Annotated in this window: 28 protein-coding genes; 15 read left to right on the top strand and 13 right to left on the bottom strand. The window is 65.7% G+C overall.

The window, feature by feature from the left end; genetic code table 11:
• The 6 genes from ACFZCE_RS02275 to ACFZCE_RS02250 all read right to left on the bottom strand — a co-directional run.
• Nucleotides 1-216 (bottom strand): hypothetical protein (locus ACFZCE_RS02275; protein WP_390935670.1); only part of this gene is annotated, 216 nt, incomplete at its 3' end.
• 360 nt (nucleotides 217-576) lie between these two features.
• A complete protein-coding gene (locus tag ACFZCE_RS02270) occupies nucleotides 577-1,308 on the bottom strand; it encodes a DUF4198 domain-containing protein (protein WP_390935668.1) in 732 nt (243 codons plus the stop codon).
• Nucleotides 1,309-1,406: 98 nt separating this feature from the next.
• Complete coding sequence (locus ACFZCE_RS02265) at nucleotides 1,407-1,895, bottom strand: GNAT family N-acetyltransferase (protein ID WP_390935666.1); 489 nt, start codon at nucleotides 1,893-1,895, stop codon at nucleotides 1,407-1,409.
• Nucleotides 1,886-2,167, bottom strand: a complete 282-nt coding sequence (locus ACFZCE_RS02260) for a DUF1778 domain-containing protein (protein ID WP_390935665.1) — start codon at nucleotides 2,165-2,167, stop codon at nucleotides 1,886-1,888. Before ACFZCE_RS02260 ends, ACFZCE_RS02265 begins: the two co-directional genes overlap by 10 nt.
• A 50-nt stretch (nucleotides 2,168-2,217) precedes the next feature.
• Nucleotides 2,218-3,270, bottom strand: coding sequence for an endonuclease/exonuclease/phosphatase family protein (locus tag ACFZCE_RS02255; protein WP_390935663.1), 1,053 nt, complete (start codon nucleotides 3,268-3,270; stop codon nucleotides 2,218-2,220).
• Between the two features lie 45 nt (nucleotides 3,271-3,315).
• Nucleotides 3,316-3,984 carry a YciC family protein gene (locus ACFZCE_RS02250; RefSeq protein WP_390935662.1) on the bottom strand — a complete coding sequence of 223 codons (669 nt, stop codon included), beginning with the start codon at nucleotides 3,982-3,984 and terminating at the stop codon, nucleotides 3,316-3,318.
• A 165-nt stretch (nucleotides 3,985-4,149) separates the two neighbouring features.
• On the opposite strand from ACFZCE_RS02250, the gene ACFZCE_RS02245 reads away from it, so the two are divergent.
• The 4 genes from ACFZCE_RS02245 (at nucleotide 4,150) to ACFZCE_RS02230 (ending at nucleotide 7,765) form a co-directional block, all read left to right on the top strand.
• Nucleotides 4,150-4,854: a DUF2076 family protein gene (locus ACFZCE_RS02245; RefSeq protein ID WP_390935660.1), complete on the top strand. Its 705-nt coding sequence runs from the start codon at nucleotides 4,150-4,152 to the stop codon at nucleotides 4,852-4,854.
• A 79-nt stretch (nucleotides 4,855-4,933) separates the two neighbouring features.
• Complete coding sequence (locus ACFZCE_RS02240; protein WP_390935658.1) at nucleotides 4,934-5,413, top strand: NYN domain-containing protein; 480 nt, start codon at nucleotides 4,934-4,936, stop codon at nucleotides 5,411-5,413.
• Nucleotides 5,414-5,507: 94 nt separating this feature from the next.
• Nucleotides 5,508-6,386: a drug/metabolite exporter YedA gene (gene yedA / locus ACFZCE_RS02235; protein ID WP_390935656.1), complete on the top strand. Its 879-nt coding sequence runs from the start codon at nucleotides 5,508-5,510 to the stop codon at nucleotides 6,384-6,386.
• A 56-nt stretch (nucleotides 6,387-6,442) separates the two neighbouring features.
• The gene (locus ACFZCE_RS02230) at nucleotides 6,443-7,765 is read left to right on the top strand and encodes a DEAD/DEAH box helicase (protein ID WP_390935654.1); all 1,323 of its coding nucleotides are present in this window, start codon (nucleotides 6,443-6,445) and stop codon (nucleotides 7,763-7,765) included.
• A 6-nt stretch (nucleotides 7,766-7,771) separates the two neighbouring features.
• Here the strand turns inward: ACFZCE_RS02230 and ACFZCE_RS02225 are convergent, their stop codons facing one another.
• A complete protein-coding gene (locus tag ACFZCE_RS02225) occupies nucleotides 7,772-8,998 on the bottom strand; it encodes a TIGR03862 family flavoprotein (protein ID WP_390935653.1) in 1,227 nt (408 codons plus the stop codon).
• Nucleotides 8,999-9,157: 159 nt separating this feature from the next.
• Nucleotides 9,158-10,069, bottom strand: coding sequence for a histone deacetylase (locus ACFZCE_RS02220; protein ID WP_390935651.1), 912 nt, complete (start codon nucleotides 10,067-10,069; stop codon nucleotides 9,158-9,160).
• Between the two features lie 67 nt (nucleotides 10,070-10,136).
• Between ACFZCE_RS02220 and ACFZCE_RS02215 the strand changes: the two genes are divergently transcribed.
• The 3 genes from ACFZCE_RS02215 to ACFZCE_RS02205 are packed head-to-tail and all read left to right on the top strand — an operon-like array spanning nucleotide 10,137 to nucleotide 12,189.
• Nucleotides 10,137-10,697, top strand: coding sequence for a GNAT family N-acetyltransferase (locus ACFZCE_RS02215; RefSeq protein ID WP_390935649.1), 561 nt, complete (start codon nucleotides 10,137-10,139; stop codon nucleotides 10,695-10,697).
• Nucleotides 10,698-10,735: 38 nt separating this feature from the next.
• Nucleotides 10,736-11,605 carry an acyl-CoA thioesterase domain-containing protein gene (locus ACFZCE_RS02210; RefSeq protein ID WP_390935647.1) on the top strand — a complete coding sequence of 290 codons (870 nt, stop codon included), beginning with the start codon at nucleotides 10,736-10,738 and terminating at the stop codon, nucleotides 11,603-11,605.
• Entirely contained in the window at nucleotides 11,602-12,189 is a 588-nt protein-coding gene (locus ACFZCE_RS02205) for an HAD-IA family hydrolase (RefSeq protein ID WP_390935645.1), read from the top strand. Before ACFZCE_RS02210 ends, ACFZCE_RS02205 begins: the two co-directional genes overlap by 4 nt.
• On the opposite strand, the gene ACFZCE_RS02200 is transcribed toward ACFZCE_RS02205, so the two are convergent.
• Nucleotides 12,186-12,992, bottom strand: a complete 807-nt coding sequence (locus ACFZCE_RS02200; protein ID WP_390935643.1) for a DUF3800 domain-containing protein — start codon at nucleotides 12,990-12,992, stop codon at nucleotides 12,186-12,188. The two genes, ACFZCE_RS02205 and ACFZCE_RS02200, sit on opposite strands and share 4 nt — an antisense overlap.
• Before the next feature lie 287 nt (nucleotides 12,993-13,279).
• On the opposite strand from ACFZCE_RS02200, the gene ACFZCE_RS02195 reads away from it, so the two are divergent.
• The 3 genes from ACFZCE_RS02195 to pcaG all read left to right on the top strand — a co-directional run bounded on the left by ACFZCE_RS02195 (nucleotide 13,280) and on the right by pcaG (nucleotide 15,982).
• Complete coding sequence (locus ACFZCE_RS02195; RefSeq protein ID WP_390935642.1) at nucleotides 13,280-14,521, top strand: carbohydrate porin; 1,242 nt, start codon at nucleotides 13,280-13,282, stop codon at nucleotides 14,519-14,521.
• Nucleotides 14,522-14,646: 125 nt separating this feature from the next.
• Nucleotides 14,647-15,366: a protocatechuate 3,4-dioxygenase subunit beta gene (pcaH, locus tag ACFZCE_RS02190; protein WP_390935640.1), complete on the top strand. Its 720-nt coding sequence runs from the start codon at nucleotides 14,647-14,649 to the stop codon at nucleotides 15,364-15,366.
• 10 nt (nucleotides 15,367-15,376) lie between these two features.
• Complete coding sequence (gene pcaG, locus ACFZCE_RS02185) at nucleotides 15,377-15,982, top strand: protocatechuate 3,4-dioxygenase subunit alpha (protein WP_390935638.1); 606 nt, start codon at nucleotides 15,377-15,379, stop codon at nucleotides 15,980-15,982.
• Between the two features lie 52 nt (nucleotides 15,983-16,034).
• On the opposite strand, the gene ACFZCE_RS02180 is transcribed toward pcaG, so the two are convergent.
• Together ACFZCE_RS02180 and ACFZCE_RS02175 are read right to left on the bottom strand one after the other, a co-directional pair.
• Entirely contained in the window at nucleotides 16,035-16,859 is an 825-nt protein-coding gene (locus ACFZCE_RS02180; protein ID WP_390935637.1) for an aldo/keto reductase, read from the bottom strand.
• A 13-nt stretch (nucleotides 16,860-16,872) separates the two neighbouring features.
• On the bottom strand, nucleotides 16,873-18,591 hold the full coding sequence (locus ACFZCE_RS02175; protein ID WP_390935635.1) for an FAD-dependent oxidoreductase: 1,719 nt from the start codon (nucleotides 18,589-18,591) through the stop codon (nucleotides 16,873-16,875).
• Nucleotides 18,592-18,722: 131 nt separating this feature from the next.
• Here ACFZCE_RS02175 and ACFZCE_RS02170 point away from each other — a divergent pair, with 131 nt between their 5' ends.
• From ACFZCE_RS02170 to ACFZCE_RS02160, 3 genes are all read left to right on the top strand, one after another.
• Nucleotides 18,723-19,499: a helix-turn-helix domain-containing protein gene (locus ACFZCE_RS02170; RefSeq protein ID WP_390935634.1), complete on the top strand. Its 777-nt coding sequence runs from the start codon at nucleotides 18,723-18,725 to the stop codon at nucleotides 19,497-19,499.
• A 62-nt stretch (nucleotides 19,500-19,561) separates the two neighbouring features.
• A complete protein-coding gene (locus ACFZCE_RS02165; RefSeq protein ID WP_390935632.1) occupies nucleotides 19,562-20,377 on the top strand; it encodes a TIM barrel protein in 816 nt (271 codons plus the stop codon).
• Between the two features lie 4 nt (nucleotides 20,378-20,381).
• Nucleotides 20,382-21,281, top strand: coding sequence for an EamA family transporter (locus ACFZCE_RS02160; protein WP_390935630.1), 900 nt, complete (start codon nucleotides 20,382-20,384; stop codon nucleotides 21,279-21,281).
• A gap of 246 nt (nucleotides 21,282-21,527) precedes the next feature.
• Here ACFZCE_RS02160 and ACFZCE_RS02155 read toward each other — a convergent pair whose 3' ends face one another.
• A complete protein-coding gene (locus ACFZCE_RS02155; protein WP_390935628.1) occupies nucleotides 21,528-22,859 on the bottom strand; it encodes an MFS transporter in 1,332 nt (443 codons plus the stop codon).
• A 498-nt stretch (nucleotides 22,860-23,357) separates the two neighbouring features.
• On the opposite strand from ACFZCE_RS02155, the gene quiC reads away from it, so the two are divergent.
• Entirely contained in the window at nucleotides 23,358-25,268 is a 1,911-nt protein-coding gene (gene quiC / locus ACFZCE_RS02150; RefSeq protein WP_390935626.1) for a 3-dehydroshikimate dehydratase QuiC, read from the top strand.
• Between the two features lie 70 nt (nucleotides 25,269-25,338).
• The gene (locus ACFZCE_RS02145; protein ID WP_390935624.1) at nucleotides 25,339-26,001 is read left to right on the top strand and encodes a TetR family transcriptional regulator; all 663 of its coding nucleotides are present in this window, start codon (nucleotides 25,339-25,341) and stop codon (nucleotides 25,999-26,001) included.
• Between the two features lie 23 nt (nucleotides 26,002-26,024).
• Here ACFZCE_RS02145 and ACFZCE_RS02140 read toward each other — a convergent pair whose 3' ends face one another.
• On the bottom strand, nucleotides 26,025-26,873 hold the full coding sequence (locus tag ACFZCE_RS02140; protein WP_390935622.1) for a shikimate dehydrogenase: 849 nt from the start codon (nucleotides 26,871-26,873) through the stop codon (nucleotides 26,025-26,027).
• Nucleotides 26,874-26,930 lie beyond the last annotated feature (57 nt).

Genomic DNA, 26,930 nt, shown 5'->3' with positions numbered 1-26,930 from the left:
CACACCGTTCTGGTTGTACTCGCTGGCGTCCTGGGCAACCGTTTGCAGGCTGCGGTCGGCGCCGTCCTGGGCAACGCTGTTCAGGTTACGGTCAGCGCCGTCCTGAGCAACCTGTACCTGAGGTTGGGCGGCCAGGGGCGCGGCGTGGGCGGCCTGGAAGCCGAAGCTGCCGGCGGCGATGAGCGAAAGGGCGAGGGCGATGGCTTGGCGTTTCATGATGTGTGTTCTCCGTAGGGGGTAGGTATCTGGCTACGGGGTTAGTCTCTCGCCGCAGCCGCCTTCGGAGAACTTGATAGAGGCGATTGTAAAAATCAGCCGGGATGATACTTGGGTTCGAGGGTCCTTCTCCCGGCACTCCGGCTGTGCCGTAATGCTGTTCACTTAAGCAATCAAAGCGGTAATTGAGGGCAAAAAGCCCTGATTTTTCTAGGCGGTTTTACCGAGCGCATGACCTGGCTGGCCCCTCGCCCGGCACAGCCGGCCTCCCACAGGTTTTATGTTACCTTGTAAATCAAGTGCTTACACAAAGCTGGTGGGAGGCCGGCTGTGCCGGGCGAAGGGCCCCTCAGCCCACCCTCACTCCTGATGCTCTTCGCCGACAAAGGTGAGCGAGGTGAAATACCCCAGTTCATCCACCGCTTTGTCGCCCTTCACCGGCACCGAGGCGTACGCGGCCACCACGTTCAGGCCCTCGTTGCGCACGGTGATTTCCGCCACGCCATTGGCATCGGTGGTCGCGCTGGCCTGGCTGGGCATGCCGCGGTAGTCGCCGTATACCTTCACGTCGGCCATGGGTTTGCCGTTATGCAGCACCTTCACCTTCAGCGGCTTGCCGGTGCCCACGCGGGTCGGGTCTGCCTGCGGGACGATTACCAGCCCCAGTTGGTCGAAGGCTGGCAGCGCCTGGTAGTGGTCATGCACAGCCACGCTGTATTTCACGCCCTTGATCGCCTGCACGGCGTCCTTCACCTCGGCTTTGGGTTTTTCTGCCCATTCGCCCGCGGCGTTCTTGGTCCAGACCCCGGCATCGAGTTCTACCGCCACTACCGCGGCGCCGCTGGCAGGCAGCAGGCGGGCGTGATTGTCGAGCCGTTCGATGGCGATGGTCAGCGGCTTGCCATCGGCGCCATAGGCCTGGGCAGCTTTGACTTGGGCGGGGTTGAAGGCGTCGTCTTCAGCGCCTTCGCCGAACACGACCTCGACATGGCCGCGGCGCTGTTCGGTCCACAGGCCATGGGCCGAAGCCTGGGCGGCGATGAGCAGGGGCAGGGTGGCGACAGCCAGTAAACGCAAAGGGGTGGAGTTCATTGCAGCCTCGTGATTAGGGAACGCCATAGGCTAACGAGGCGGCGGGGGTGAAATCTTGTGGGGTAGTGTTACTAGATTTTTCTACGGTGATGGAAGAGCTACCGCAAGGCCAGCATCATCGTTGTCGGGGATAGGTCAAGGCAGTATTGAAAACCTGCGTATTTCGCATAAAAGCCTGCTAAGCGATCATCCAACGGGTGCACGACCAATGCGGTTGAGCCTATTACTTCAGAGGCGATCAGGCTTCGCTCGATAGCATCTTGCAGCAACGCTACCGCGAGCCCCGCTCCCTGAGCTTGGCGTGTGACTCCCATACGGCCAAGGATGGTCACTGGGTGCTGGTCGGGTGAGTTCCGTTGTAACCGCCGGGGTGCCACATGTGCCCGTGCAATGGAGCCATTGCTCAATGTGTAGAAACCCGCCACTTCGCGGCTGTTGGCGAAACACACGACATAAACCGCAGCGTGTTTCAGTTGCTGCGCCTTGAGCGCGCGCCGATGCAGATAATCGTTGATCGACTCAACGCCACAATCGAAGCTGGCCCATTGGTGAGTATCGTCCAGGCGTTGCGGTGCACTCACTTCCATGGTTTTGGGCGCTGGAGCAATGCTTGAAGTTTCTCGTTGGTACGCAGCGGGTTGGCATCGAGCGCCTGCTCGAAGCGCTCGAAGGCTTCATCGTCCAGAACAAAGAGGCGGCGATCCAAAAGCACGTCTTCCGCTTTTCGGCACGCAGCGTCCAGAATGAAACTAGTGCGATCGACACCTAGAATTTGCACCGCAGCATCAATCAGGCTGCGTTTTTTTGCATCCACTCGCATGTTCAGCGAGACGGGCTTTTCACGGGGTATGTCGTTCATGGGTGGCCTCTAAAGTGTGCGGCTATGGAATAGCATACAACGCTGTGTAGCTATTGTGTAGCTTGAGCCGGCAGCATCACCCGCACCCACACCGGCAAATGCCCGGAAATCCCCTGTGTATCCGCCTGCCGCACCCGCGCCTCCAGCTTGCCCAGCCCCGGGCTCAGGAACAGGTAATCCAGGGTGCGGTCCGGGCCGCCGTCGGGGGCGGCGCCACCCAGGTAGGTGAGCCATTGCGCCCGTTGCTGGCCGCCCGCCTGGGCGTTGCTGGGGACCATTGGGTAGGCGTCCCAGAGCAGGTGCAGGTCGCTGTTGGGGGCGTATTGTGGCTGCAGGGCAGGCTCCAGGCGGCGGTACTGGCCCAGGGGCAAGGCGTTGAGGGTGCCGCCGAGCAGCCATGGGGTGCCCTGGCCTTCGAGGCGGTCAAGGCGCCGGCGCAGGGTAATCAGTTGGTTGCGCTGGCCGTCGTTGCCCGCCTGGTAGCTGGCCAAGTGCGTATTGAGCACCGCCAGCAGGCTGCCGTCGGCCATGTTCAGGTAGCTCGACAGCAGCGCCGGCTGGGGGGCGAACAGCTGGCTCAGGGCGTTGCCCGGCAGTGGCAATTGCAGGCGTTCGGCTTTTTCCAGGCGGTAACGGCTGAGGGTGGCGAGCGTGCGGCCCGCGGCGCCGAAGCCGTGCCAACTGGGCACGAAGCTGGCTTTGAAGTCGTAGGCCTGGGCGCTGCAGGGGTAGAGGTCGGCCAGGCGTTCGCGCAGCAGGGCCAGTTGGTCTTGCCCAGCGGTGGCCTGGGCGCCGTTGTCGACTTCCTGCAACAGCAGTACGTCGGGGTGTTCTTCGCGCACCACCCGGGCGACTTCGTCCAGGCCGTGGGCGAGGTCTGCCGGGGTCGGGGTGCCGCTGCCGCCGTCGTTGCCGGCCAGGGCTTGCACGTTCCAGGTCATCACCTTCAGTGCCTGGCCGGGCACCAGCGAAGGCGCGCTGCCACGGCATAGCGGCGCGATCGCCATTTGCCGCGGCGGGTGCCAGGCACTGCGGTACAGCAGCACGCCGGCCACGATGGCCAGCAGCAACAACAGCAGCAAGGCATTGCGTACACGCCGCATCGGCACACCGTTCACAGGGCAGACGCTGCGAGCATAGCGCAACGGCTAGGCGTTTTGCCGCTGGGTCGGGTCGCTGATCAGCATGAACAGGCGGAACAGCACCACGGTGGTAAACAGTTGCAGGAAGCTATTGAGGCTGTCGATCAACAGCGACACCGCCCAGTGGCCATCGGCCGGGTACACCTCGCTGCTGGCCCAGTCGATCACCCACAGCGGCACCAGCACCAGCAGCAAGCAGGCGAGGATTTGCCAGAACCAACCGCGGCTGAGCTCGAAGCTTTGCTTGATTGCCGCCAGCGGCGTCAGGCCGCGCAATACCAGCAGGTACTCGGCAAACACCAGCTTGGTCATGATCCACAGCCCCGGCAGCACGAACAGCGACATGCCGAGCATGATGAACAGCGTGCTGATCGCCGCCAGCAGGGCGAACTTCGGCCACAGCCGCAGGGCCATCGACCACAGCGCCTGGGCGTTGGGTGCGTCGCCATTGCTGCGGGCGTCGAGGAAGTAGATCAGGGCGCCGGTGTACAGCGGATAGAACAGCAGGCCCACGAGGATGTCGAACACAGGTGAGCCCGATGGCCCTTGGCTGCGCGCCACCAGTTGTTCGGCCAGGGCTTCCAGCACCACCAGTGGCAAGCACAGTTGGGCGATGGAAAACAGGTGGCGGCGAAAGAAGTAAAAAGCGTCTTGCAGGATGGTCAGCGGATTCATCGGGCGGCTATCGGTTGGCAAAGCAGGCCCACACTGTAGCTGATCGAGGGGGGTGGATAAATTAACTTTCATCCATGTGAACGATTGAAAGCCGCCTGCCGGGGCCCCATCATTTTGTGACTGGCCCGTGGGGCCAGCCTAATTTGGCAACGTTACGAGGTCGCCATGAACAGCGAAGAGCAAACCTTGATCGATGGCTTGTTTGCCCGCCTGAAAAAGGCCGAGGCAGAAGGCGGCGCGCGCGATGCGCAGGCCGACCAACGGATCAAGGAGCATCTGGCCGGGCAGCCGGCGGCAGCCTACTACATGGCCCAGGCCATCCTGGTGCAGGAAGCCGCGCTCAAGCGCCTGGACGAGCAAAAACGCCAACTGCAGGCCGAACTCGACGAAGCCCGCGCGCGCAGCCAGGCGCCGGCCCAGCAAAGCGGTGGTTTTTTGTCCAGCCTGTTCGGCGGTGGCAACCGTGAACAGCCCGCCGCCGCCCCGCGCGGCAACCCCGCCGGCGGCTGGCGCGAGCCCAACAGCGGCTGGGGCCAGCCTTCGCCAGCGCCACAGCAGGGCTATGCGCCACCGCCACAACCCCAGGCCGCGCCAGCGGCGGGTGGGTTTATGCGCGGCGCGCTGCAAACCGCGGCCGGGGTGGCCGGGGGCGTGATGCTCGCCGAGGGCATCAGCAGCCTGTTCCACCACAACAATGCCCCGCAAGAGATTGTCGAGGTGATCCGCGAAGAGCCCATGGCGCCGGATGCCTACGCCGACAATGGCAACGGCGGCGACAACTGGAACCAGGACGCCGGTGGCTTCTCGAACACCGACTGGGGCAGCGATGGCGCCGATGGCGGCTTCTTTGACGATGATGATTACGTCTGAGGCTGGCATACTGAAGCCTTGACGCAGCGCCGCCTTCAGGCGGCGCTGTCGTTTCCGGCACACAAAACAGGGGCTGCCCGTGAAAAAAATCGCCGTATTCGCCGATGTGCAGAACCTCTACTACACCGTGCGCCAGGCCTACGGCTGCCATTTCAACTATTCAGCGTTCTGGAACAGCATCGCCCGCGACGGCGAGATCGTTGAAGCCTACGCCTACGCCATCGAGCGCGGCGACGCGCGCCAGCAGCAGTTTCAGCAAATCCTGCGCAACCTGGGCTTCACCGTGAAGCTCAAACCGTACATCCAGCGCGCCGACGGCTCGGCTAAGGGCGACTGGGACGTGGGCATCACCATCGACATCCTCGACGCCGCGCCGCGGGTCGACGAAGTGGTGCTGGCCTCCGGCGATGGCGACTTCGACCTGCTGCTGCAGCGCATCATCGAGCGCGACAAAGTCGAGGCGGTGGCCTACGGCGTGCCGGGGCTGACCGCGGGGGCGTTGATCCGCGCCGCCAGCCGCTATGTGCCGATCGACGGCCCGTTGCTATTGCGCAACTGAGCCGGGCCGCGCAAGCTCTTCAATACTAGAAAAAGGCCACGACGGCCGCCGCGCTTCGCGCGTTAATCGACTGAACGATCAGAGATTGCCTGCCATGCCTGCCGCCCGCTCCACGCTCCTGCTCGCCGCGTGTTTCTTCGCGTTGTACTTCATTTGGGGTTCGACCTACCTGTTCATCCGCATCGGTGTACAAACCTGGCCGCCGCTGCTGCTGGCCGGGGTGCGCTTCATGCTGGCCGGCGGGTTGCTGTATGGCTTTCTGCGCTGGCGCGGCGCGCCCAGGCCGACCCGGCAACAATGGCTGGCCGGCGGCGCCATTGGCTTTTTGTTGCTCAGTTGTGGCAACGGCGGGGTGTCGCTGGCCGAGCACGCCGGGGTGTCTTCAGGGGTGGCGGCGCTCACCGTAGCCACGGTGCCGTTGTTCACGCTGATTTTCGTGATGCTGCGTGGCCAGCGCACCTCGCCGGTGGAGTGGGCCGGGATCGCCATGGGCATGGGCGGCATCGTGCTGCTCAACCTCGGCAGCAACCTGCAGGCCAGCCCGTGGGGCGCGCTGGTGGTGCTGTTCGCCGCGGCCGCCTGGGCCTTTGGCTCGGTGTGGAGCCGCGCCCTGCCGCTGCCGCCGGGGGCCATGGCCAGTGCCGTGCAAATGCTGGTGGGCGGCGCCATTTGCCTGCTCGGCAGCTTGCTCAGTGGCGAGCGCATGACCCAGCCGCCGGGGGCCAGCGGCTGGCTGGCGCTGGCCTACCTCACCGTGCTCGGCTCGATCGTTGCGTTCAGCGCCTACACCTACCTGCTGCGCCACGTGCGCCCGGCTGCCGCCACCAGCTATGCCTATGTCAACCCGGTGGTGGCGGTGCTGCTGGGCATCGCCTTCGCCGGTGAGCACATTGGGGTGTGGGAGGCGGCGGCGATGGGGGTGATCGTCGGCGCGGTGGTGCTGATCGGCTTGCCGCAATGGCGTAAGGCATAAGCGCCGGCAAACGGGTAAACTGCGCGGCTGCTACTGCTCCCCTTACGGTACCCGTTATGACGTTCGCCTCCCTCGGCCTGATCGACCCCCTGCTGCGCGCTTTGGCCACCCTGGGCTACACCGAGCCCACGGCGGTGCAGCAAAAGGCCATACCCGCGGTGCTGGCCGGCCGCGACCTGATGGCCGCCGCCCAAACCGGCACCGGCAAAACCGCCGGCTTCGCCCTGCCGCTGTTGCAACGCTTAACGCTGGAAGGCGCCAAGGTGGCGGCCAACTCGGTGCGCGCGCTGGTGCTGGTGCCCACCCGCGAGCTGGCCGAGCAGGTGCACAACAGCGTGCGCGAGTACGCGGTGAACCTGCCGTTGTCGACCTACGCGGTGTACGGCGGGGTGAGCATCAACCCGCAGATGATGCGCCTGCGCCGCGGCGTAGACGTACTGGTGGCCACCCCCGGGCGGCTGCTCGACCTGCACCGGCAGAACGCGATCAAGTTCAACGCGGTGCAGGTGCTGGTGCTCGACGAAGCCGACCGCATGCTCGACCTCGGCTTTGCCGAAGAGCTGCGCGCGGTCTACGCTGCCCTGCCCAAGCGCCGGCAAACGCTGTTGTTCTCCGCCACCTTCAGCGACAACATCCGTTTGCTCGCCGGGCAGATGCTCAACGAGCCGCTGTCGGTCGAAGCCAGCCCGCGCAACGTGGCCGCCAGCACGGTCAAGCAGTGGGTGGTGCCTGTGGATAAAAAACGCAAGGCCGACCTCTTCTGCCACCTGCTCAAGGCCAAGCGCTGGAAGCAAGTGCTGGTGTTCGCCAAAACCCGCAATGGTGTGGACCAACTGGTCGAGCGCCTGCAGGCCCAGGGCTATGCCGCCGACGGCATCCATGGCGACCGGCCGCAGGCCACCCGCCAGCGCGCGCTGGACCAATTCAAGGCCGGGGAAGTGGCCATCCTGGTGGCCACCGACGTGGCGGCCCGTGGCCTCGACATCGAAGACCTGCCCCAGGTGGTCAACCTCGACCTGCCGATCAACCCCGAGGATTACATCCACCGCATTGGCCGCACCGGCCGCGCCGGCAACACCGGCGAAGCGGTTTCACTGGTGTGCGCCGACGAAGTCGAGCAATTGGCGGCCATCGAGCGGCTGACCCGCATCACCCTCAAGCGGGTAGACGAACCCGGCTTTGTGCCCGACCACCGGGTGCCGGAAACCAACGCCAGCGGCGAAGTGATCAAAAAGCCGAAAAAACCGAAAAAGCCCAAGGCCGGCGGCACCAAGGGCGCCCTTGGCCGTTGGACCGAAAGCGCCGACGTGCCAGAGCCGGTCAAGGCTGTGCGCAAGGTGCCGGCCTTCAACACCGGGCCGCGCAAGCGCAAGCCCTGAGCCGGGCTAGCCGTTGAGGTAGGCCAGCAGGCCGTGGGCGGCGGCCCGCCCGCTGGCGAAGCAGGCGGTGAGCAGGTAGCCGCCGGTGGGGGCTTCCCAGTCGAGCATTTCGCCGGCGCAGAACACCCCGGGCAGCGCCTTGAGCATCAACCCTTCGGTCAGGCCCTCGCGGCGCACCCCGCCGGCACTGCTGATGGCTTCGGCCAGCGGCCGGGTGCGCAACAGCCGGCAGGGCAGGGCCTTGATCGCCTGGGCGAGGCGGGTTGGCTGCTCGAAGGCATCCTTGCCGGCCAGTTCGCGCAGCAGCGCGGCTTTGGCGCCGTCGAGCTTGAGTTGGCTGTGCAGGTGCTTGGCCATGGTGCGGGTGCCGCGCGGCTTGGCCAGCGCGGCCTCGATGCTCACCAGGCTGCGCTGCGGCAGCAGGTCAAGCTGCACCCAGGCCTCGCCTTGCTGCTCGATACGCTGGCGGATCGCCGCCGAACAGGCATAGACCACGCTGCCTTCCAGCCCGGTTTCGGTGAGGATCGCCTCGCCCGGCCGTGGCGTGTCGCCCACCAGCGCCAGGGCAATGTTCTTCAACGGGCTGCCGGCGAATTTTTCCCGCAGCAGCGCGCTCCAACCCTCGACCTCAAAGCCGCAGTTGGCCGCCCGCAGTGGCGCCAACGGCACCCCGCGTTCGGCCAGCAGCGCTTGCCAGCTGCCATCGGAGCCAAGCCGCGGCCAACTGCCACCGCCTAGTGCCAGCAGGGTGGCACGCACCGCTAGCTGTTGTTCGCCCTGGGCGCCGGCCAGGCGCAGTTGGCCTTGCGCGTTCCAGCCCAGCCAGCGCTGGCGGGTGTGGATAACCACCCCTTGCTCACGCAGCCGCGCGACCCAGGCGCGCAGCAGCGGCGCGGCTTTCATGTCTGTCGGGAACACCCGGCCGGAGGTGCCGATAAAGGTATCCAACCCCAGCCCGGCCACCCACTGGCGCAGCGCGCTGGCGTCGAACCCCCGCAGCCAGGGCCTGGCCCACTCGGCCTGCTCGTAATAGCGGCCAACGAAGGCCTCGAAAGGCTCGGAATGGGTGATGTTCATCCCACCTACGCCGGCCAGCAGGAACTTGCGCCCCACCGACGGCATGGCGTCGAACACCGCCACCGGCACGCCGGCCTGGCTCAGCACCTCGGCGGCCATCAGGCCAGCGGGGCCAGCGCCAATGATCGCGACGGGGAGGGCGGGGGTATCGGGCATGGTAAGGGCCATTGGGGCAAAAGCCGGCATTCTACCCGAGCACTGGCCCCAGGGCATTGGTGAAAAAACAACCAGCACCGGCGCGGGCCTGTGGATAAAGGCCCGGGCGGGGTTTCACAGAGGTTATCCACAGGCGGTTCCACAGTGGATGGGGGTAACTCATTGGTTTTCCCATACTTTTTTCGCCACGTGATGAAGGATGCCGTGGCGCCGCGCCAGGGCCTGGCGGTCTTTGCTGTAGCCGCCGCCGATCACCGCCATCACTGGAATATCCCGCCCCAGGCAGCGCCGCAGCACGCATTCGTCGCGCGCGGCCACGCCCTGGTCGGTGAGCTTCAGATAGCCCAGGGCGTCGTCTTGGTGCACATCCACGCCGGCGTCGTACAGCACCAGGTCTGGCTGGTACAGCGGCAGCAGGTAGTCCAGGGCCTCTTCGACCACCCGCAGGTAGGCGGCATCGCCCATGCCCATCGGCAAGGGGATGTCCCAGTCGCTGTGGGCCTTGCGCGCCGGGAAGTTCTTTTCACAGTGCAACGACACAGTAATGGCGTCGGGGGTGTCTTCGAGGATGCGCGCGGTGCCGTCGCCCTGGTGCACGTCGCAGTCGAAGATCAGCACCCGGCCGACCTTGCCGCACGCGAGGAAGTAGCGGCTGATCACCGCCAGGTCGTTGAAGATGCAAAAGCCGGCGGGGTAGTCGTAGTGGGCGTGGTGGGTGCCACCGGCCAGGTGGCAGGCCAGGCCGTGCTGCAGCGCTTGCTCGGCGGCCAGCAGCGAACCGCCCACGGCGCGCACGGTGCGCCGGGCGATCGCCTCGCTCCACGGCAGGCCCAGCCGGCGTTGGTCTTCACGGGCCAGTTCGCCGGCCAGGTAACGCTCGATATACTCCGGGGCGTGGGCCAGGGCGAGGATCTCTGGCGGGCAGATGGCCGGGCGCAGCAGCGCCTGCGGTTGCACCACGCCGGTGGCCAGCAGGTGCTCGTGCAGCAGGCGGAACTTGTCCATCGGGAACCGGTGCTCGGGCGGGAAGTCTGGACTGTAGTCTTCGTGGTAGATCAGCGGCAGATGCATGGTTTTTCGGCATGGGCAGGGGGTTCGATCTTGCCAGTGGCCGGCCTTCATGAACAAGGAGTGATCGATGACGCCCATCCTGGAACTGCACACCCCACGCCTGCGCTTGCGCCAGTGGCGCGACGCCGACCTGGAGCCGTTTGCGGCGATGTGCGCCGACCCGCAGGTGATGCGTTACTTCCCCCAGCCCTTGTCGCGCCTGCAAAGCGCGGCGCTGATCGGCCGCGTGCGCGGGCATTTCAACGAGTACGGCTTTGGCCTGTGGGCACTGGAACACCGCGCCAGCGGCGCGTTTCTTGGCCTGACCGGGTTGCTCAACGTCAGCTTCGACGCCGCCTTCACCCCGGCGGTGGAGATCGGCTGGCGCCTGGCCCGCGAGCATTGGGGGTTGGGCTACGCCAGCGAGGCCGCCTACGCCTGCCTGGCCTGCGCATTCGGGCAGATGGCGCTGGACGAAGTGGTGGCCTTTACCGCCGAACCCAACGTGCCGTCGCAGAAGGTCATGCTCGCAGTGGGCATGCAGCGTGACCCGCACGGTGACTTCGACCACCCGCAGTTGGCCGAGGGCCATGCCTTGCGCCGGCACTGGCTTTACCGGGCCAGGCGCGCGCAATGGTCCGGAATATGATACAAGCGTTTGAATTTTTACCTGAGGAGCCTGCCACCATGAGCCATGTGCTGGACGACCTGGTCGACCTGTTGAGCCTGGAAGCCATCGAAGAAAACCTCTTTCGCGGGCGCAGCCAGGACCTGGGCTTTCGCCAGCTGTTCGGTGGCCAGGTGCTTGGCCAGTCGCTCTCGGCGGCCAGCCAAACCGTTGAGCCCGAGCGCCATGTGCATTCGCTGCACGGTTATTTCCTGCGCCCGGGCGATGCCACCCAGCCGGTGGTGTACATGGTCGACCGCGTGCGCGATGGCGGCAGCTTCAGCACCCGCCGGGTGACCGCGGTGCAAAAGGGCCAGCAGATTTTCACCGCGTCGATGTCGTTTCAGGGCGATGAGCCAGGCTTCAGCCACCAGGCGCCGATGCCGGCGGTGGTGGGCCCGGAAAACCTGCCCACCGAGCTCGAGCTGCTGACCATGCACGAACGCTTGATCCCGCCGCCGCTGCGGGAAAAACTGCTCTGCGCCAAGCCGATCGAGATCCGCCCGGTGACCGAGCGCGACCCCTATAACCCGCAGCCCAGCGACCCGGTCAAGTACGTGTGGTTTCGCGCCGACGGCCAGTTGGCCAACAACCCGCAGTTGCACCGCTGGATCATGGCCTACGCCTCGGACTTCAACCTGCTGACCACCTCGCTGCTGCCCCACGCCAAATCCGTGTGGCACCGCGACATGCAACTGGCCAGCCTCGACCACGCGCTGTGGTTCCACGGCAACCTGGTGGCCGATGACTGGCTGCTGTACGCCCTCGACAGCCCCTGGGCCGGCAACGCCCGCGGCTTCAGCCGTGGCGCGGTGTACAACCGCGCCGGCGAGCTGGTCGCCTCCTCGGCCCAGGAAGGCTTGATCCGCCACCGCGAGGACTGGGCATGAGCCTCGCTGCCATTCGCCACTGGGTGTTCGACATGGACGGCACCCTGACCCTGGCCGTGCACGACTTCGCGGCGATCCGCGTGGCGCTGGGGATCCCGCCCGAGGACGACATCCTCACCCACCTGGCCGCGCTGCCGGCCGCTGAAGCCGCCGCCAAGCACGCCTGGCTGCTGGAGCACGAACGCGAACTGGCGGTCGGCGCCCAGGCCGCGCCGGGCGCGGTGGAGCTGGTGCGGCAACTCGCCGCCCAGGGTTGCCGCCTGGCGATCCTCACCCGCAACGCCCGCGAACTGGCGCACATCACCCTGGCGGCCATCGGCCTCGACGATTGCTTCGCCGTGGCCGACATCTACGGCCGTGACGAGGCGGCGCCCAAGCCCGACCCCGAAGGCCTGCTGCGCATCGCCGCCAGCTGGCAGGTGGCGCCGAGCGAAATGGTGATGGTTGGCGACTACCGCTTCGACCTCGCCTGCGGCCGCGCCGCCGGCGCGCGCACGGTGCTGGTGAACCTGCCGGAAAACCCCTGGCCGGAGTTGGCCGACTGGCATGCGGTGGATTGTTGGGCGTTGGCGGGGCGCCTTTAGTTCTCAGCACCTACCGGCTCCTCTTGAAGTGTGAGCGCGATAGCGCTATTCCAGGTACTTCCCGGTAATGCAGAAGCCGTAACGCGAGTGGCAAAGTAGCGATCAAAGATGTGCCAGTCTTGATAATCAGTAGGCGCAGCCTGGAATGCCGCCAACCTGCCAAATAGGCCGCAGAGCCAATCTGCACATTGAAGGGTCTGGAACAGGTGGCTTTCTCCCTGAAGAGGAGGTTCGATCAGCGTTCTGCATTTTCTGTCACTGCTCTCGAACATTGCGAGCGTGCAGGCTGCGACGTTTCGCTCGCGCCACGCGTTTCCGGCCTGCTGTTCATCCAACAGGGCGATGAAGGTATCTCCGTTGGCCAGGCAATAGCGGTCTACGCGCTGTATGGCACTGAGTAACTGGGCTTTGAACAATTCGCCCGGTGCGGGCGCGGCTGCCGGTGGGGGCTTGGTTTGCGCGGTGTAGAACACGTAACCGCCGGCCAGATTGATCTGGTTTATCAGGCGAAAAGTTGCTCGGCGCAGGTTCGAGTAGCGCGTAACGTTCGCCAGGGTATAAAGCGCCGCCCCCTTTTTCTCCCAGCGGTACGGCGCAAATCGCTCTGGGTTACGGTGCTCCAGGTCCCAAGCAAGCAAATGGCATTTAAGCCGATAGAAGTAGATAGCGAATTCGCGCACCGAGGTAACGGGTAGCAAAAAACCGCCCAAGCCAAAAACCGGGCTGGTTTTAAAGGTAGGGTGGGCGCGGGAAATGAATGGGCCGATATGGCCGAACTCGTCCAGATACAGGACGTAATGCATGGGTTAACCCTCCAAAAACACGAAAGCCTGCACATCGTGCAGGCCTCGGAGGGTGGGCATAGGGTTAACCATGCGTTGGACGGGATGCTAGTGGGCGAGCTAAGCCAAGTCAATGCTGGCCGCAGGCCTAGTGTGTTCCATATGTTTGCGAGCAAGCCATTGAAAAAATTCTTAACCATCCGGAACATTTCTTCACTCCCGGTAACGCTTCCTTGCACGCCGGCCGCTTAATCCGCCGCCACCACCGCACTATCATGCCGGCCTTTTCCCCGTCATAGAGCGCTCCCGTGTCCATCCTCAGCCGCCTGCCCGCCGCCGCCCTGCTGCTTGCCAGCCCCGCCTTCGCTGCCAATACCCTGACCGGGGACTGGGGCGGGGAGCGCTCGAAGCTGGACGCCGAGGGCATTCACCTGACCGCCGACTATGTGTCTGAAACCATGAGCAACGTGCACGGCGGCCAGGAGCGCGGCACGCGCTACGCGCAGCAGGTGCGGCTGGGCGCGCGCTTTGACCTGGCCAAGCTGCTTGGCAGCCCCGACGCCGGCGTGGTGCAGTTCACCGTCAACGACCGCCGTGGGCGCAGCACCTCGGCAGACCTCGTCGGCAACCGCCTGCCCGCCCAGGAGGTCTACGGCGGGCTGTACACGCGCATCTCCGAGCTGAGCTACGAGCGCACGCTGTTCAGCCCGGCGTTCGATGTAAAAGCTGGGTACATGGCCATGGGCAATGATTTTGGCGGCATGGCGATCCTCACCGACTTCGTCAACGCCGCGTTCTGCGCGCACCCGTTGTCGTTGTCGGGTGGCAGCGGCTGGACCAACTACCCCAGCGCCCATTGGGGCAGCGAATTCAAGTACCGCATCAATGCCGATTGGCGGGTGCAAACCGCGGTGTTCCAGGTCAACCCGGTGACCAACAGCCGCTCGCGTTACGCCCTGCGGTTGAGCACCACTGGCACCACCGGGGCGATCCTGCCGGTGGAGCTGGTGTACGACCTGCACGCCAGCCTGCCAGGCCAGTACAAAGCCGGCTGGTACTACGACACTTCCAACACCGCGCGCATCGACGGCAGCGGCAAGGCCAGCAACCGCCACGGTGCCTACCTGCTCGCCGACCAGATGGTCTGGCGCAACCCCAGCAACGACCTGCAGAACCTGCATGTGTTCGGCCAGGCCACCAGCGCCGACGCCGCCACCTCGCCGTTCCGCCATTGGTACTCGGCCGGCCTGGTACTCAACGCGCCGTTCGCCAGCCGCCCGCGTGACAACCTCGGCTTCGCCTGGGGCCGCGCGGTGGTCAACCCGCGCACCCGCGCCAACCAGGAAGCTGCGGCCAGCGCCGAGAACGCCGAGGCCATCGATAACCTGGCCGGCGGCGAGCAAGTGGCTGAACTGAGCTACGGCGCGCAGCTGACCGACTGGTTGCTGGTGCGCCCGGATGTGCAGTACATCGCCGAGCCGGGGGCGTTTTACGGTGAGCAAACGGCGAATACCTGGCTGGCCGGCGTGCAGTTGAAGGTGACCTTCTGATCCATAACCATTTGGTTATGTATAGCGGCGTGCTTTTCAGTGTCGCCCGGGCCCTGTTTGTTTGAAACTGTAGGCATGCGCCACCGTGGGCGCTGCCCAGACAATTCAAACAACAGGAGCCCGACATGTCTGATCAGGACACCAGTCGCTTCATCACCCGTGACCGTAACTGGCACCCCAAGGCCTTGACCCCCGACTACAAGACCTCCGTGCCCCGTTCCCCGCGCCAGGCGCTGGTGAGCATCCCGCAAACCGCCAGCGAAAGCACCGGCCCGAACTTTTCCCATCTGAGATTCGGCCAGCACGACAACGACCTGCTGCTGAACTTCAACAACGGCGGCCTGCCGGTGGGTGAGCGGGTGATCATCGCCGGGCGTGTACTCGACCAGTACGGCAAGCCGATCCCGCATACCCTGGTGGAAATGTGGCAAGCCAACGCCGGTGGCCGTTACCGCCACAAGAACGACCGCTACCTGGCCCCGCTCGACCCGAACTTCGGCGGCGTTGGCCGCACCCTGACCGATGCCGACGGCAACTACGAGTTCCGCACCATCAAGCCCGGCCCGTACCCGTGGCGCAACGGCCCGAACGACTGGCGCCCGGCGCACATTCACTTCTCGATCAGCGGCCCGTCGATTTCGACCAAGCTGATCACCCAGTTGTATTTCGAAGGCGACCCGCTGATCCCGATGTGCCCGATCGTCAAGTCGATCGCCAACCCTGAAGCGGTGCAAAGCCTGATCGCGCGCCTGGACATGGCCAATGCCAACCCCATGGACTGCCTGGCCTACCGCTTCGACATCGTGCTGCGTGGCCAACGCAAAACCCACTTCGAAAACATCTGAGGAGCCGCCCATGCCTATCGAACTGCTCAAGGAAACCCCTTCGCAAACGGCCGGCCCCTACGTGCACATCGGCCTGGCCCTGGCCGCGGCCGGCAACCCGCCGCGCGAACAGGAAATCTGGAACCAGATGGCCAAACCCGGCGCGCCGGGCGAGCATATCCTGTTGCTGGGTAACGTGTACGACGGCAACGGCCACCTGGTGCGCGACTCGTTCCTGGAGTTCTGGCAGGCGGATGCCGCCGGCCTTTACCACACCGAGTACGACCTGGAAAAACCCTTCAACAGCTTTGGCCGCACCGCCACCACCTTCGACGCCGGCGAGTGGGTGCTGCACACGATCAAACCGGGCGTGGTGCACACCCGCGCGGGCGCGCCGATGGCGCCGCATATCAACGTCAGCCTGTTTGCCCGCGGGATCAACATCCAGCTGCAAACGCGCATTTACTTCGACGATGAAGCCGCGGCCAACGCCAAGTGCCCGATCCTCAACCTGATCGAGCAGCCACAGCGCCGGGAAACCCTGGTCGCCACGCGCTGCGAAGTGGACGGCAAAACGGCGTACCGTTTTGACATCCGCATTCAGGGTGAGGGTGAAACGGTGTTCTTCGACTTTTAAGGTCGGCTTCAGGGCCTCCCGCCCGGCGGTGCCAGGCGAGAGGCGCTGAACCTCAATCCCACTCGGGCGCGAAGTCCGGGCTGACCAGCCGCTGGTCCTTGGGCAAGCCCTGGATCAGCGCGCGGTCTTCGTCATCGAGCACCAACTTGAGCGCGTCGAGGTTGCTTTGCTGGTTCTTCTGGCTGGCGGCCTTGGGGATTGCCGCCACGTTGGGCTGGTCAACCAGCCACTTCAGCGCCACCTGGGTCGGCAGCACGCCGTGCTTCTGGGCGATGCGCTGCAGCGCCGGGATCTCCGACACCTTGTTGCGCAATAGCGGGCTGTAGGCGGTCAGTGCCATGCCGTGCTCGCGGGCGAACGCCAGCAGGGCGTCCTGGGCCAGGCACACGTGGTATTCCACCTGGATCGCCGCCAGCGGCGCGCCCAGTTCCTCGACCGTGCGGCGCAACAGCGGCAGTGGGAAGTTGGCCACGCCGATGTTCTTCGCCAGCCCCGACTCACGGACCTTCACCAGCGCCTCGATGCTGTGCTCCAGGCTCCAGCCCTGCGGGCCCGGCCAGTGGATCAGGAACAGGTCGATGTAATCGCTTTTCAGCGCCTTCAGGCTGCGCTCGAACGAGGCCTGCAGGGCGGCGGGTTCGAGTTGGTCCCACCACACCTTGCTGGTCACGTGGATCTGCTCGCGCGGCACCGAGGTGCTGGCCAGGGCATCGCCCACGGCGGCTTCGTTGTTGTAGCCGGCGGCGGTGTCTACGTGGCGGTAGCCCAGGTCCAGCGCTAGGCGCACCGCGCGGGTGCAGTCCTCGCCGAGCATCGGCCAGGTGCCCAGGCCCAGCTTGGGCATGTTCAACTGCAGCGTGTTTTGAATCGCTTCCATGGTTGGCTTCCTTTTACTCGTAACCGGTAGCGCCGGCGATGTGCCGCGCGGCGATGTAGCCGAAGGTCATGGCCGGGCCGAGGTTGATGCCCCCGGCCGGGTAATGCCCGGCGAAAATACTCGCCATGTCGGTGCCGGCCGCATACAGGCCGGCGATGGCGTGGCCCTGGGCGTTTAGCACTTGGGCGTGTTCGTTGGTGCTGAGCCCGGCAAAAGTGCCGAAGCTGCCAGGTTCGACCTTCACCGCGTAGAACGGCGCCTTGGCCAGTGGCGCCATGCACGGGTTGGGGCCGTGCAGCGGGTCGCCCTGCTTGCGGTTGTACGGCGTGCTGCCGCGGCCAAAGGCGCTGTCCACGCCGCGTTCGGCATCGTGGTTGTACTGCTGCACGGTGCGCGCCAGCCCCTCGGCGTCGATGCCGCAGGCCTGCGCCAGTTCGGCGAGGGTCTGGCCTTTTTTCAGATAACCGCTGCGCAGCAAAGGTTCGACCGGCACCGGGAACGGCCGGGCCATGCCCAGGCCATAGCGGCGCAAAAAGCGCTGGTCGCAGACCAGCCAGGAGCACACTTCAGTGCCCGGTGCCTGCGCCACCATGGCCGCGGTGTAGTCGTAATAGCCGCCAGCCTCGTTGACGAAGCGCTCGCCGGTTGCCAGCACGCCGATCACGCCGGGCTTGCCGCGGTCGATGATGTGTGGAAAGTGCCCGTGCTGGCCATTGCCATAGGGCACCACCGACACCGGGCACCAGGCCGCGGCGCTGGCCACGTCGGTGTTGACCACCGCGCCCACCTGCTCACCCAGGCGCAGGCCGTCGCCGTTGCACTCTGCTGGCGGCAGCGCGCGGTGCTCGGCGCCAGTGGGTGTGCGCGGGAACAGTTCGCGGCGGCGGGCGCTGTCGTGGGCAAAACCGCCGGCGGCCAGCACCACCGCCTTGGCCCGCACTTGTACCTCGCCACGCGGGGTGCTCAGGGTCGCGCCGTTCACCCGGCCCGCTTCGGTGTGCAGCGCGGTCACCGGGGCTGACTCCCACAGCAACACCCCCAGCTCCTCGGCCGACTGCGCCAGCCGTGCCACCAGGGCCACGCCATTGACCAAGTGCTCGGCGCGGCCCAGGTGGGCCAAGCCGAGCAGGTGGCGGCTGACCCGCTTGGTCACGTGCCAGGCCGAGCGCCAGGAGCGGGTCAGGCTGAGGAACGCCGCCAGGTCCGCCCCGGCCATGATCGGCATGCCGAGGAACGAGGTTTCCTTCATCGTCCGGCGCAGCCGCCGCAGCAGCGGGCGTGGCAGCCGATAGGCGCTGTACGGCGCGGCGATCACCGAACGGCCGCCGCTGCCGGCGCCGGGGGTGTCGCCGTGGATGTCGGCGATGCCGTTGCCGTCGGCGAACTGCAGGCGGGTGTGTTGCTCGAAGAACCCCACCATGTGTGGCGCCGCCTCCAGGAAGGCGTCGATGTGCGGGGCGCTGAAGCGCTCGCCCAGTTCATGCTCCAGGTAAGTGCGCGGCGCCTGCGCTGGCTCGTGGATGCCCGCGCGCACCGCCAGTGGGTTGCGCGGCACCCACATCCAGCCGCCGGACCACGCCGTGGCGCCGCCGAACACCGGGGCTTTTTCCGCGAGGATCACCCGCTGGCCATGCCAGGCGGCGGTCACCGCGGCGGCCAGGCCGGCCGCGCCAGAGCCAACCACCAGCACATCGCAGTCTATGATTTGGGACGAAGAGGCAGCGCCACCCATGTAAAGGCTCTCGAACTGTTGGAATTGTGGAAAATCAGAACCGGGTTCCATATTCTATGCTGGCCTTGGTGATCTCAAGGCCCAGCGGCCAAAGCTGGGCGATGATCGCCCAAACTGTGATGGGAACCTCTATGGCTGGTAGCCAGATCGAACGCGCCATTCAACTGCTCGAACACCTCGCCGAAGCGCCCGGGGGCGTGCCTCTGCAAACCCTGGCCGACGCCTATGGCATGCCGAAAAGCGCCGCGCACCGCCTGCTGGCTGAGCTCACAAGGTTAGGCTATGTGCGGCAAAACCCTGACAGCGCGCGCTATTTGCTGTCTACCCGGCTGGTGGCAATGGGCTTTCGTTATCTCTCGGGCAGTGGCGTGGACATCGTCCAGCCGGTGCTCGAGCGGCTGGCCGCGGACAGCGGCGAACTGGTGCGCCTGGGGGTGATCGAAGGCCAGCGCCTGACCTGGATCGCCAAAAGCCAAGGGGCCCGCCACGGCCTGCGTTACGACCCCGACATGGGCCGCGAGGCGCCGCTGTTCTACACCGCCTCCGGGCACGCCTGGCTGGCCACCCTGAGCGACGCCCAGGCCCTGGCGCTGGTCGAGCGCCAGGGCCCGTGCACCCCGCCCGGGGTGGGCCCCGGGGCGCCGGCGAACAACGCCGAGCTGCTCGAGCGGCTGCGCCAGGCGCGGGCGTTAGGCTACGCCTGGGTGGCAGAAAGCTCGGCGGTGGGCATGGCGGCGATGGCCGTGGCGGTGCGCCGCCCGCGCGAGGGCGAGGCGGTCGGGGTGCTCAGCGTGGCCGGGCCGAGTGCGCGCCTGCCGCGTGAGCGTATGCAGGCGCTGGCGCCGCTGATGCTCGCCGCGGGGCTGGAACTGGGTGAGGCGGCGCTGGCCTCGGAATGGTTCAACTGAGGCCTTGCGCTATTTGTGGAACTCGGTTCTAAATAAATACATAAAAACCACAGGCCCTCACCATGCACCAGCGTTCGTTCTCCCTCGCCGCCCTCACCGTTCTGGAGCTGCCACCGCCCGAGATGGTCGAGGTGGCCGCCCGCGCCGGTTACACCCACGTGGGCCTGCGCAGCGAGCCGGCCACCGCTGAAGAACACCACTTCCCGCTGCTGCGTGACGCCGCGCTGCGCCGGCAAACCGCCGAGCGCCTGCGCGACACCGGCCTCAAGGTGCTCGACATCGAGATCCTGCGGCTCAAGCCCGACACCGAGGTGGCCAGCTTCGAGCCGCACCTGGCGCTGGGCGCCGAGTTCGGCGCCAGCGAGTTGCTGGTGGCCGGCAACGACCCCGACGAGGCCCGCACCGCCGAGCGCTTTGCCGCCCTGTGTGACCTGGCCGCCGGCTACGGCATCTACCCGCATCTGGAGTTCATGCCGTGGACCGACGCCCGCGACCTGGCCCAAGCCCAGCGGATCGTGCTCGCCGCTGGCCGGCCGAACGGTTGCGTGCTGGTCGACGCCTTCCACTTCAACCGCTCCGGCTCGCAGCTGGAGGCGTTGAAGCAGTGGCCGGCCGAGCGCATGCGCTACGCTCAGCTGTGCGACGTGGCCGGGCCACGGCCGCAGAGCATGGAGCGCATTTTGTTCGAGGCGCGTAACGAACGGTGTTTCCCAGGGGAGGGTGATTGTGACCTGCTGGGGCTGTTGCGGGCGCTGCCCGCAGAGATACCGCTAAGCCTGGAGATCCCCACCCGGGCCTTGCTGGAGCGGGGCGTCAGTGCCCTGGACCGGGCCCGCATGGCCCTTGAAAAGACGTATCGCGTACTGGAACGCTTGTGAGCCGATGACCGCACCGAACACCGCGCTGACCGCCACGCAACAACCCCTCAAAGGCATGCTGTTGATGGTGGTGGCGACGCTGCTGTTCGCCAGCCATGACGTGCTGTCCAAATACCTCTCGGGCATCTACCCGGTGATGCTGGTGATCTGGGTGCGCTACTTCGTGCACATGGCGCTGATGATGGGCATCTTCCTGCCGCAATCGGGCCTGCGCATCCTGCGCACCAAGCGCCCGTTGCTGCAGGTGCTGCGCGCGCTGTGCCTGCTCGGCACCAGCCTGTTGTTCATTTCCGGGCTGCAGTACATCCCGCTGGCCGAGGCCACGGCGGTCAACTTTCTCTCGCCGCTGCTGGTCACCGCGCTGTCGGTGCCACTGCTGGGCGAGCGGGTTACCCGCGGCCAGTGGGTCGCGGTGCTGGTGGGCTTTTGCGGGGTGATGATCATCGTGCACCCGGGCGGTGAGCTGTTCACCCCGGCGGTGCTGCTGCCGTTCGGCTCGGCGCTGTGCTTTTGCTTCTACCAGGTGCTGACCCGGTTGGTGGCCAAGGTCGACAGCCCGACCACCAGCAACTTTTTCGCCGGCATCCTCAACACGCTTATCATGAGCGTGGTGGTGGTGTTCTTCTGGGAATGGCCGACCTTCTGGCACGGGGTGCTGATGTTGTTTCTCGGCGGCTGCGGGATGAGCGCGCACCTGTTGCTGACCCAAGCCTTCCGCCACGCGGCGCCGGCCTTGCTGGCGCCGTTCGGCTACTGCCAGATCGTGTTCGCCGGGCTGTACGGGTTCCTGATCTTCAACCACACGCCTTCGCTGCTGGCGGTGGTGGGGATCTGCGTGATCTGCTGCTCGGGGATTGCCGCGGCGCTGTTGCAGCGGCGGGCGCAGCAGCGGGCCGCGGGGTAGGGCTTGCAGGCCCCTCGCCCGGCACAGCCGGAGTGCCGGACCACGGCCTCCCACGGGTTCTGTGTTGCCTCGTAAATCAATTGCTTACACAAATCCGGTGGGAGGCCGGCTGTGCCGGGCGAAGGGCCAGTCAGGTCATGCGCTCAGTAAAACCATTTGAAGAAACCAGGGATTTCTATTCTCAATTCAGCGCTCTGATTGCTTAAGTGAACAGCATTACGGCGCAGCCGGCCTGCGAAGGGCGGATCACACCTGTTCAGGCACCTTGCGCGGCGCCATCAGGTACAGCCAACCCAGCGCCAGGAAGTACATCACCGGGATGATCATGAACAGCAAGTGGTAGTTGTTGTGGGTCACGGTGAGGATGTAGCCGACGATCTGGGTCATGAACATCCCGCCCACCGCCGCGCACATGCCGCCAAAGCCAAACACGGTGCTCATCATGTGCTTGGGCGTGTAGTCCATCACCACGCTCCAGATGTTCGCCGTCCAGGCCTGGTGCGCGGCGATCGCCAGGGAAATCGCCGCCACCGCCAGCCACAGGTGGCTGGCCCCCGCCGCGGCGACCACCCCAACGATCGCCACGGCGAACAGCGCCATCGACAACAGCCGCGCCTTGACCGGCGCCATGCCCCGGCCGATCAGCCAGGAAGACACCAGCCCGCCGCCGATGCTGCCGAGGTCCGCGCAGAGGTAGATCACCATCAGCGGGATGCCCATTTGCGTCACGCTGATGCCCAGCGAGTACTGCTGGTTGAGAAACGGCGGCAGCCAGTATAGGTAGAACCAGAACACCGGCGCGGTGAGGGTAAAGGCCACGGCGAAGGCCCAGGTGCCGCGCATGCGCAGGATGCGGTGGAACGGCACCTTCTGTGGCTCGGGCTCACGCTCGGCCTGCACGTATTCCAGCTCGCTGGCTTTGACCCGTGGGTGGTTTTCCGGGTTGTAGTAGGTCAGCGCCCACATCACCGCCCAGCTCAGGCCCAGGCAGCTCATGGCGATGAACGCCGCCTGCCAGCCCCACACGGTAAGGATGATCGGCAGCATCACCGGGGTGATCATCGCGCCAACGTTGGTGCCGGCGTTGAAGATGCCGGTGGCCACCGCGCGCTCGCCGGCGGGGAACCACAGCCGGGTGGTTTTCACGCAGGCCGGGTAGTTGGCGGCCTCGGTCAGGCCGAGGATGAACCGGCACACCATGAAGCCCGCCGCCGAGGTGGCCAGGCCATGGGCGCCGGTGGCCAGGCTCCAGCACAGCACCGCGCAGAAGAACACCCGCTTGACGCCGAGTTTGTCGATCAACTGGCCTTGCAGCAAAAAGCCCACCGCGTAGCCGACCTGGAACCAGAAGTTGATGTTGGCGTAGTCCATCGCCGTCCAGCTCATCTCTTTGGCGAGGATGGGCTGCATCACCCCGAGGGCGGCGCGGTCGATGTAGTTCAGGGTGGTGGCGAAGAACACCAGGGCGAGCATCGCCCAGCGGGTTTTACCCACGGCCATGGCGGTGCGCATGGCGTTGCCGATCCCGGGGCGTGAGCCCGGCGCGGCGGCCAGGCGTGAAGTTTGGCTGTGAGGCATGAAGGGTACCACCTGTGTCATCGAGCGTAGCGGCCAGCGCAACGGCGCGCATTGTGCGCCAAAGTGCGGCCAGGCGCGCCACCGAAATGGCGGCACGGTACGGAAAAAACGCGGTCGAATACGCTAGGACGCCGGGGCGGCCTCGCACACAGGGTGGTTTGCAAATAGGCGGGGAGTGTTGAAGGATGCACGCATAGCCGGATACCCACTCTTGAAATTTTTATCGTGTAACGCCAGTGCTGGTTTGCCCTGGCGTATGGCTGCCGTTGAGGCCGAAGGCTCTACAACGGGCACGGAGTGGGTTCAGTGTTGCCGCCGCCTGCCCGGTGCGTCAATTGACGCAAGGCTAAGATGGTCGATAATCGAACGGAAAGTAACCGCTTGGTACGCGAGCGGATCGGCCAATTTTGGTATAAAACACACCAAGAAAAACGCGCCGCTCACGGCGTTCAACAGGCATGTGAATAGGCCCGCGCCCGCTGCCTCATGGAGTCCGACATGCATCGTTCCATTGCCACCGTATCGCTCAGCGGTACCCTGCCGGAAAAGCTCGAGGCGATTGCCGCCGCCGGCTTCGACGGCGTCGAGATCTTCGAGAACGACCTGCTGTATTACGACGGCAGCCCGCGGGAAATCCGCCAGATGTGCGCCGACCTCGGCATCGCCATCACCTTGTTCCAGCCGTTTCGCGATTTCGAGGGCGTGCCCCGTGAGCGCCTGCAGCGCAACCTCGACCGCGCCGAGCGCAAATTCGACCTGATGCAAGAACTGGGCACCGACCTGGTGCTGGTGTGCAGCAACGTCGCCGCCGACGCCCTCGGCGATGAGCAACTGCTGGTGAACGACATGCGCCTGCTCGGCGAGCGCGCCGGCGCCCGTGGCCTGCGCATCGGCTACGAGGCCCTGGCCTGGGGCCGCCACGTGAACAAGTACAGCCAGGTGTGGAACATCGTGCGCCAGGCCGACCACCCGGCGCTGGGCATCATCCTCGACAGCTTCCACACCTTGTCGCTCAAAGACGACCCGGCCGGTATCGCGCAGATCCCCGGCGATAAGATCTTCTTCGTGCAGATGGCCGACGCGCCGATCCTGGCGATGGACGTACTCGAGTGGAGCCGGCACTTCCGTAACTTCCCCGGGCAAGGCGATTTCGACCTGCCGGGCTTCCTCGCGCCGATCCTGCAAACCGGCTACCAGGGCCCGTTGTCGCTGGAAATCTTCAACGATGGCTTCCGCGCCGCGCCGCCGCGGGCCAACGCCGCAGACGGCCTGCGCTCGCTGCTGTACCTCGAAGAAAAAACCCGTGAGCGCCTGCAGGCCCAGCCGGCCAAGGCCGAAGAGCCGAGCATCCTGTTCAGCCCGCCGCCGGCCAAGCCCTATGGTGGCGTTGAGTTTCTCGAGTTCGCGGTAGACGACGCCACCGGCGCCAAGCTCGGCCACTGGCTGGGCCAATTGGGCTTCGCCGAAGTGGGCAAACACCGCTCCAAGAGCGTGCGCCTGCTGCGCCAGAACGACATCAACCTGATCCTCAACTCCGAGCCGTATTCCTTCGCGCACAACTTCTTCGAAGCCCACGGCCCGTCGCTGTGCGCCACCGCGGTGCGGGTGCAAAGCAGCAGCGAGGCGCTGCAGCGCGCGGTGGCCTACCGCGCCCAGCCGTACCGTGGCCTGGTCGGCCCGAACGAGCGTGAACTGGCGGCGGTGCGTGCCCCAGACGGCAGCCTGATCTACCTGGTCGACGCCGATGACCAGGGCCGCACCATCTACGAGACCGACTTCACCCTCAAGCCCGAGGTGAACAGCAGCGGCCTGCTCGGGCGCATCGACCACATGGCCATGGCGCTGCCGCCAGATGCGCTGGACAACTGGGTGCTGTTCTACAAAAGCATTCTCGATTTCAAGGCCGACGACGAAGTGGTGCTGCCAGACCCTTACGGCCTGGTCAAAAGCCGCGCCATCCGCAGCCGTTGCAGCACCGTGCGGCTGCCGCTGAACATCTCGGAGAACCGCGGCACGGCGATTTCCCACGCGCTGAGCAGCTACCGTGGCTCGGGCGTGCACCACATCGCCTTCGATTGCGACGACATCTTTGCCGCCGTGACCAAGGCCAAGGAAGCCGGGTTGGCGCTGCTCGACATCCCACTTAACTACTACGACGACCTCGCCGCGCGCTTCGACTTCGACGATGAGTTCCTCAGCGAACTGGCCTACTACAACGTGCTGTACGACCGCGATGCTCAGGGCGGCGAGCTGTTCCACGTGTACACCGAGCCGTTCGAAGAACGCTTCTTCTTCGAAGTGCTGCAGCGCCGTGGCGGCTATGCCGGTTACGGCGCGGCGAACGTGGCAGTGCGCCTGGCGGCCATGGCCAAGGCACGCAGCGGCGCGGCGCGGCACGCCAAGCTCTGACTGGCGGCCTTTCATTCGGGGGGCAGGGCGGATCATAATCGGCGCTGACACAAATGGCCGTGAGCCCCCCATGACAACAATGAATGAAGCCCCTGCCGCGGCGCCGACGCGCAAGGGGCGCAAGAACAACCCGGAAAAAACCCGTGAAAACATCCTCCAGGCCGCGATCGCAGAGTTCGTGTCCGGGGGGTTGGCCGGCGCGCGCGTAGACGCCATCGCCGAGCGCACCCAAACCAGCAAACGGATGATCTACTACTACTTCAACAGCAAGGAGCAGCTGTACATCGAAGTGCTGGAGAAGCTCTACGGCGACATCCGCAACACTGAAAGCAACATGCACCTCGACGAAATCGCCCCGGAAGAGGGGATTCGCCGCTTGGTGGAATTCACCTTCGACCACCACGATCGCAACGTGGATTTCGTGCGTATCGTGTGCAACGAGAACATCAACCACGGCCAGTTCGTGAAGCAGTCGGCGGCGATCCGCTCGATGAACAACACGGTGCTGACGGCGTTGGATGGCATTTTGCGCCGGGGCGCCGAGCAGGGCCTGTTTCGCCAGGGCCTGAAGGCCATTGACGTGCACATGATGATCAGTGCGTTCTGTTTCTACCGGGTGTCGAACCGGCACACCTTCGGCGCGCTGTTCGAAGTCGACTTCGATGACCCGGCACTGAAGGCCCACCACCGGGAAATGTTCGTCGACACCTTGCTGCGCTTCGTGCGGGCCTGAGCCCGCACGCGGGCGGCGCCGGCTCAGATCAAACTGGCGAAATGCCGGCTCATCCGCTCGGCGTCTGCCTCGACCCCGGTGAACAGCTCGAACGCCTTCACCGCCTGGAACACCGCCATGGTGCCGCCGTCCAGCGTACGGCAGCCCAAGGCGCGGGCCGTGCGCAGCAGTTCGGTTTCCAGTGGGAAGTACACGATCTCCGCCACCCACAGCTGCGCGCGCAGCAGCTCGGCCGGCACCGGCATGCCCGGCAGCTTGGCCATGCCCATCGGTGTGGTGTTGACCAGGCCGTCGGCCGCCGCCATGGCGGCGGGCAGGTCGCTGCCGGCCTGGGCGCGGGCACCGCTGAAATGGGTGTTGAGGTTGTCGGCCAAGGCGCGGGCGCGCTGCGGCTCAACGTCGAAGATGGTCAGTTGCTCAACGCCTTCGAGCAGCAGCGCGTGGGCCACCGCGGCACCGGCGCCACCGGCGCCCATCTGCACCACCCGGCCACGGGCGGCGCCGGCCAGGCCACGGCGAAAGCCTTCGCCGAAGCCCAGGCAATCGGTGTTGTGGCCCACGCGGCGGCCGTCCTTGAGCACCACGGTGTTGACCGCGCCGATGCCACGGGCTTCGGGCGACAGCTCATCGAGCAGCGGGATGATCGCCTGCTTGGCGGGGAAGGTGATGTTCAGGCCGGTGAAGCCGGTCCGCTGAGTGGCCACCAGCAGTTCTTCGAGGTGGTCGTTGTTCAGCTTCAGGGTATCGAGGTCGATCAACCGGTAGACGTAGCCCAGGCCTTGTTCGGCGCCCTCGCGTTCATGCATGGCGGGGGTCTTGGACTGCTGGATGCCGGCGCCGATAAGGCCGGCCAGGATGGTTCTGCGCGACATGCGATTCACTCATCAAAAGCGTGGTTGTTATTCTTGGCGGTGCTCCGGGGGAATAGA

It is taken from the genome of Pseudomonas sp. NPDC007930 (genome assembly GCF_042958985.1).
In the GTDB taxonomy this organism is placed as follows: Bacteria; Pseudomonadota; Gammaproteobacteria; order Pseudomonadales; family Pseudomonadaceae; genus Aquipseudomonas.
This window is presented reverse-complemented; position numbering and strand designations above follow the sequence as displayed.

Excerpts from the sequence above, each read along its gene's own strand:
- ACFZCE_RS02270 (WP_390935668.1), bottom strand. The coding sequence starts at position 1,308 with ATGAACTCCACCCCTTTGCGTTTACTGGCTGTCGCCACCCTGCCCCTG.
- ACFZCE_RS02265 (WP_390935666.1), bottom strand. The coding sequence starts at position 1,895 with ATGGAAGTGAGTGCACCGCAACGCCTGGACGATACTCACCAATGGGCC.
- ACFZCE_RS02260 (WP_390935665.1), bottom strand. The coding sequence starts at position 2,167 with ATGAACGACATACCCCGTGAAAAGCCCGTCTCGCTGAACATGCGAGTG.
- ACFZCE_RS02255 (WP_390935663.1), bottom strand. The coding sequence starts at position 3,270 with ATGCGGCGTGTACGCAATGCCTTGCTGCTGTTGTTGCTGCTGGCCATC.
- ACFZCE_RS02250 (WP_390935662.1), bottom strand. The coding sequence starts at position 3,984 with ATGAATCCGCTGACCATCCTGCAAGACGCTTTTTACTTCTTTCGCCGC.
- ACFZCE_RS02245 (WP_390935660.1), top strand. The coding sequence starts at position 4,150 with ATGAACAGCGAAGAGCAAACCTTGATCGATGGCTTGTTTGCCCGCCTG.
- yedA (WP_390935656.1), top strand. The coding sequence starts at position 5,508 with ATGCCTGCCGCCCGCTCCACGCTCCTGCTCGCCGCGTGTTTCTTCGCG.
- ACFZCE_RS02230 (WP_390935654.1), top strand. The coding sequence starts at position 6,443 with ATGACGTTCGCCTCCCTCGGCCTGATCGACCCCCTGCTGCGCGCTTTG.
- ACFZCE_RS02225 (WP_390935653.1), bottom strand. The coding sequence starts at position 8,998 with ATGCCCGATACCCCCGCCCTCCCCGTCGCGATCATTGGCGCTGGCCCC.
- ACFZCE_RS02220 (WP_390935651.1), bottom strand. The coding sequence starts at position 10,069 with ATGCATCTGCCGCTGATCTACCACGAAGACTACAGTCCAGACTTCCCG.
- ACFZCE_RS02215 (WP_390935649.1), top strand. The coding sequence starts at position 10,137 with ATGACGCCCATCCTGGAACTGCACACCCCACGCCTGCGCTTGCGCCAG.
- ACFZCE_RS02210 (WP_390935647.1), top strand. The coding sequence starts at position 10,736 with ATGAGCCATGTGCTGGACGACCTGGTCGACCTGTTGAGCCTGGAAGCC.
- ACFZCE_RS02205 (WP_390935645.1), top strand. The coding sequence starts at position 11,602 with ATGAGCCTCGCTGCCATTCGCCACTGGGTGTTCGACATGGACGGCACC.
- ACFZCE_RS02200 (WP_390935643.1), bottom strand. The coding sequence starts at position 12,992 with ATGCATTACGTCCTGTATCTGGACGAGTTCGGCCATATCGGCCCATTC.
- pcaH (WP_390935640.1), top strand. The coding sequence starts at position 14,647 with ATGTCTGATCAGGACACCAGTCGCTTCATCACCCGTGACCGTAACTGG.
- pcaG (WP_390935638.1), top strand. The coding sequence starts at position 15,377 with ATGCCTATCGAACTGCTCAAGGAAACCCCTTCGCAAACGGCCGGCCCC.
- ACFZCE_RS02180 (WP_390935637.1), bottom strand. The coding sequence starts at position 16,859 with ATGGAAGCGATTCAAAACACGCTGCAGTTGAACATGCCCAAGCTGGGC.
- ACFZCE_RS02175 (WP_390935635.1), bottom strand. The coding sequence starts at position 18,591 with ATGGGTGGCGCTGCCTCTTCGTCCCAAATCATAGACTGCGATGTGCTG.
- ACFZCE_RS02170 (WP_390935634.1), top strand. The coding sequence starts at position 18,723 with ATGGCTGGTAGCCAGATCGAACGCGCCATTCAACTGCTCGAACACCTC.
- ACFZCE_RS02165 (WP_390935632.1), top strand. The coding sequence starts at position 19,562 with ATGCACCAGCGTTCGTTCTCCCTCGCCGCCCTCACCGTTCTGGAGCTG.
- ACFZCE_RS02160 (WP_390935630.1), top strand. The coding sequence starts at position 20,382 with ATGACCGCACCGAACACCGCGCTGACCGCCACGCAACAACCCCTCAAA.
- ACFZCE_RS02155 (WP_390935628.1), bottom strand. The coding sequence starts at position 22,859 with ATGCCTCACAGCCAAACTTCACGCCTGGCCGCCGCGCCGGGCTCACGC.
- quiC (WP_390935626.1), top strand. The coding sequence starts at position 23,358 with ATGCATCGTTCCATTGCCACCGTATCGCTCAGCGGTACCCTGCCGGAA.
- ACFZCE_RS02145 (WP_390935624.1), top strand. The coding sequence starts at position 25,339 with ATGACAACAATGAATGAAGCCCCTGCCGCGGCGCCGACGCGCAAGGGG.
- ACFZCE_RS02140 (WP_390935622.1), bottom strand. The coding sequence starts at position 26,873 with ATGTCGCGCAGAACCATCCTGGCCGGCCTTATCGGCGCCGGCATCCAG.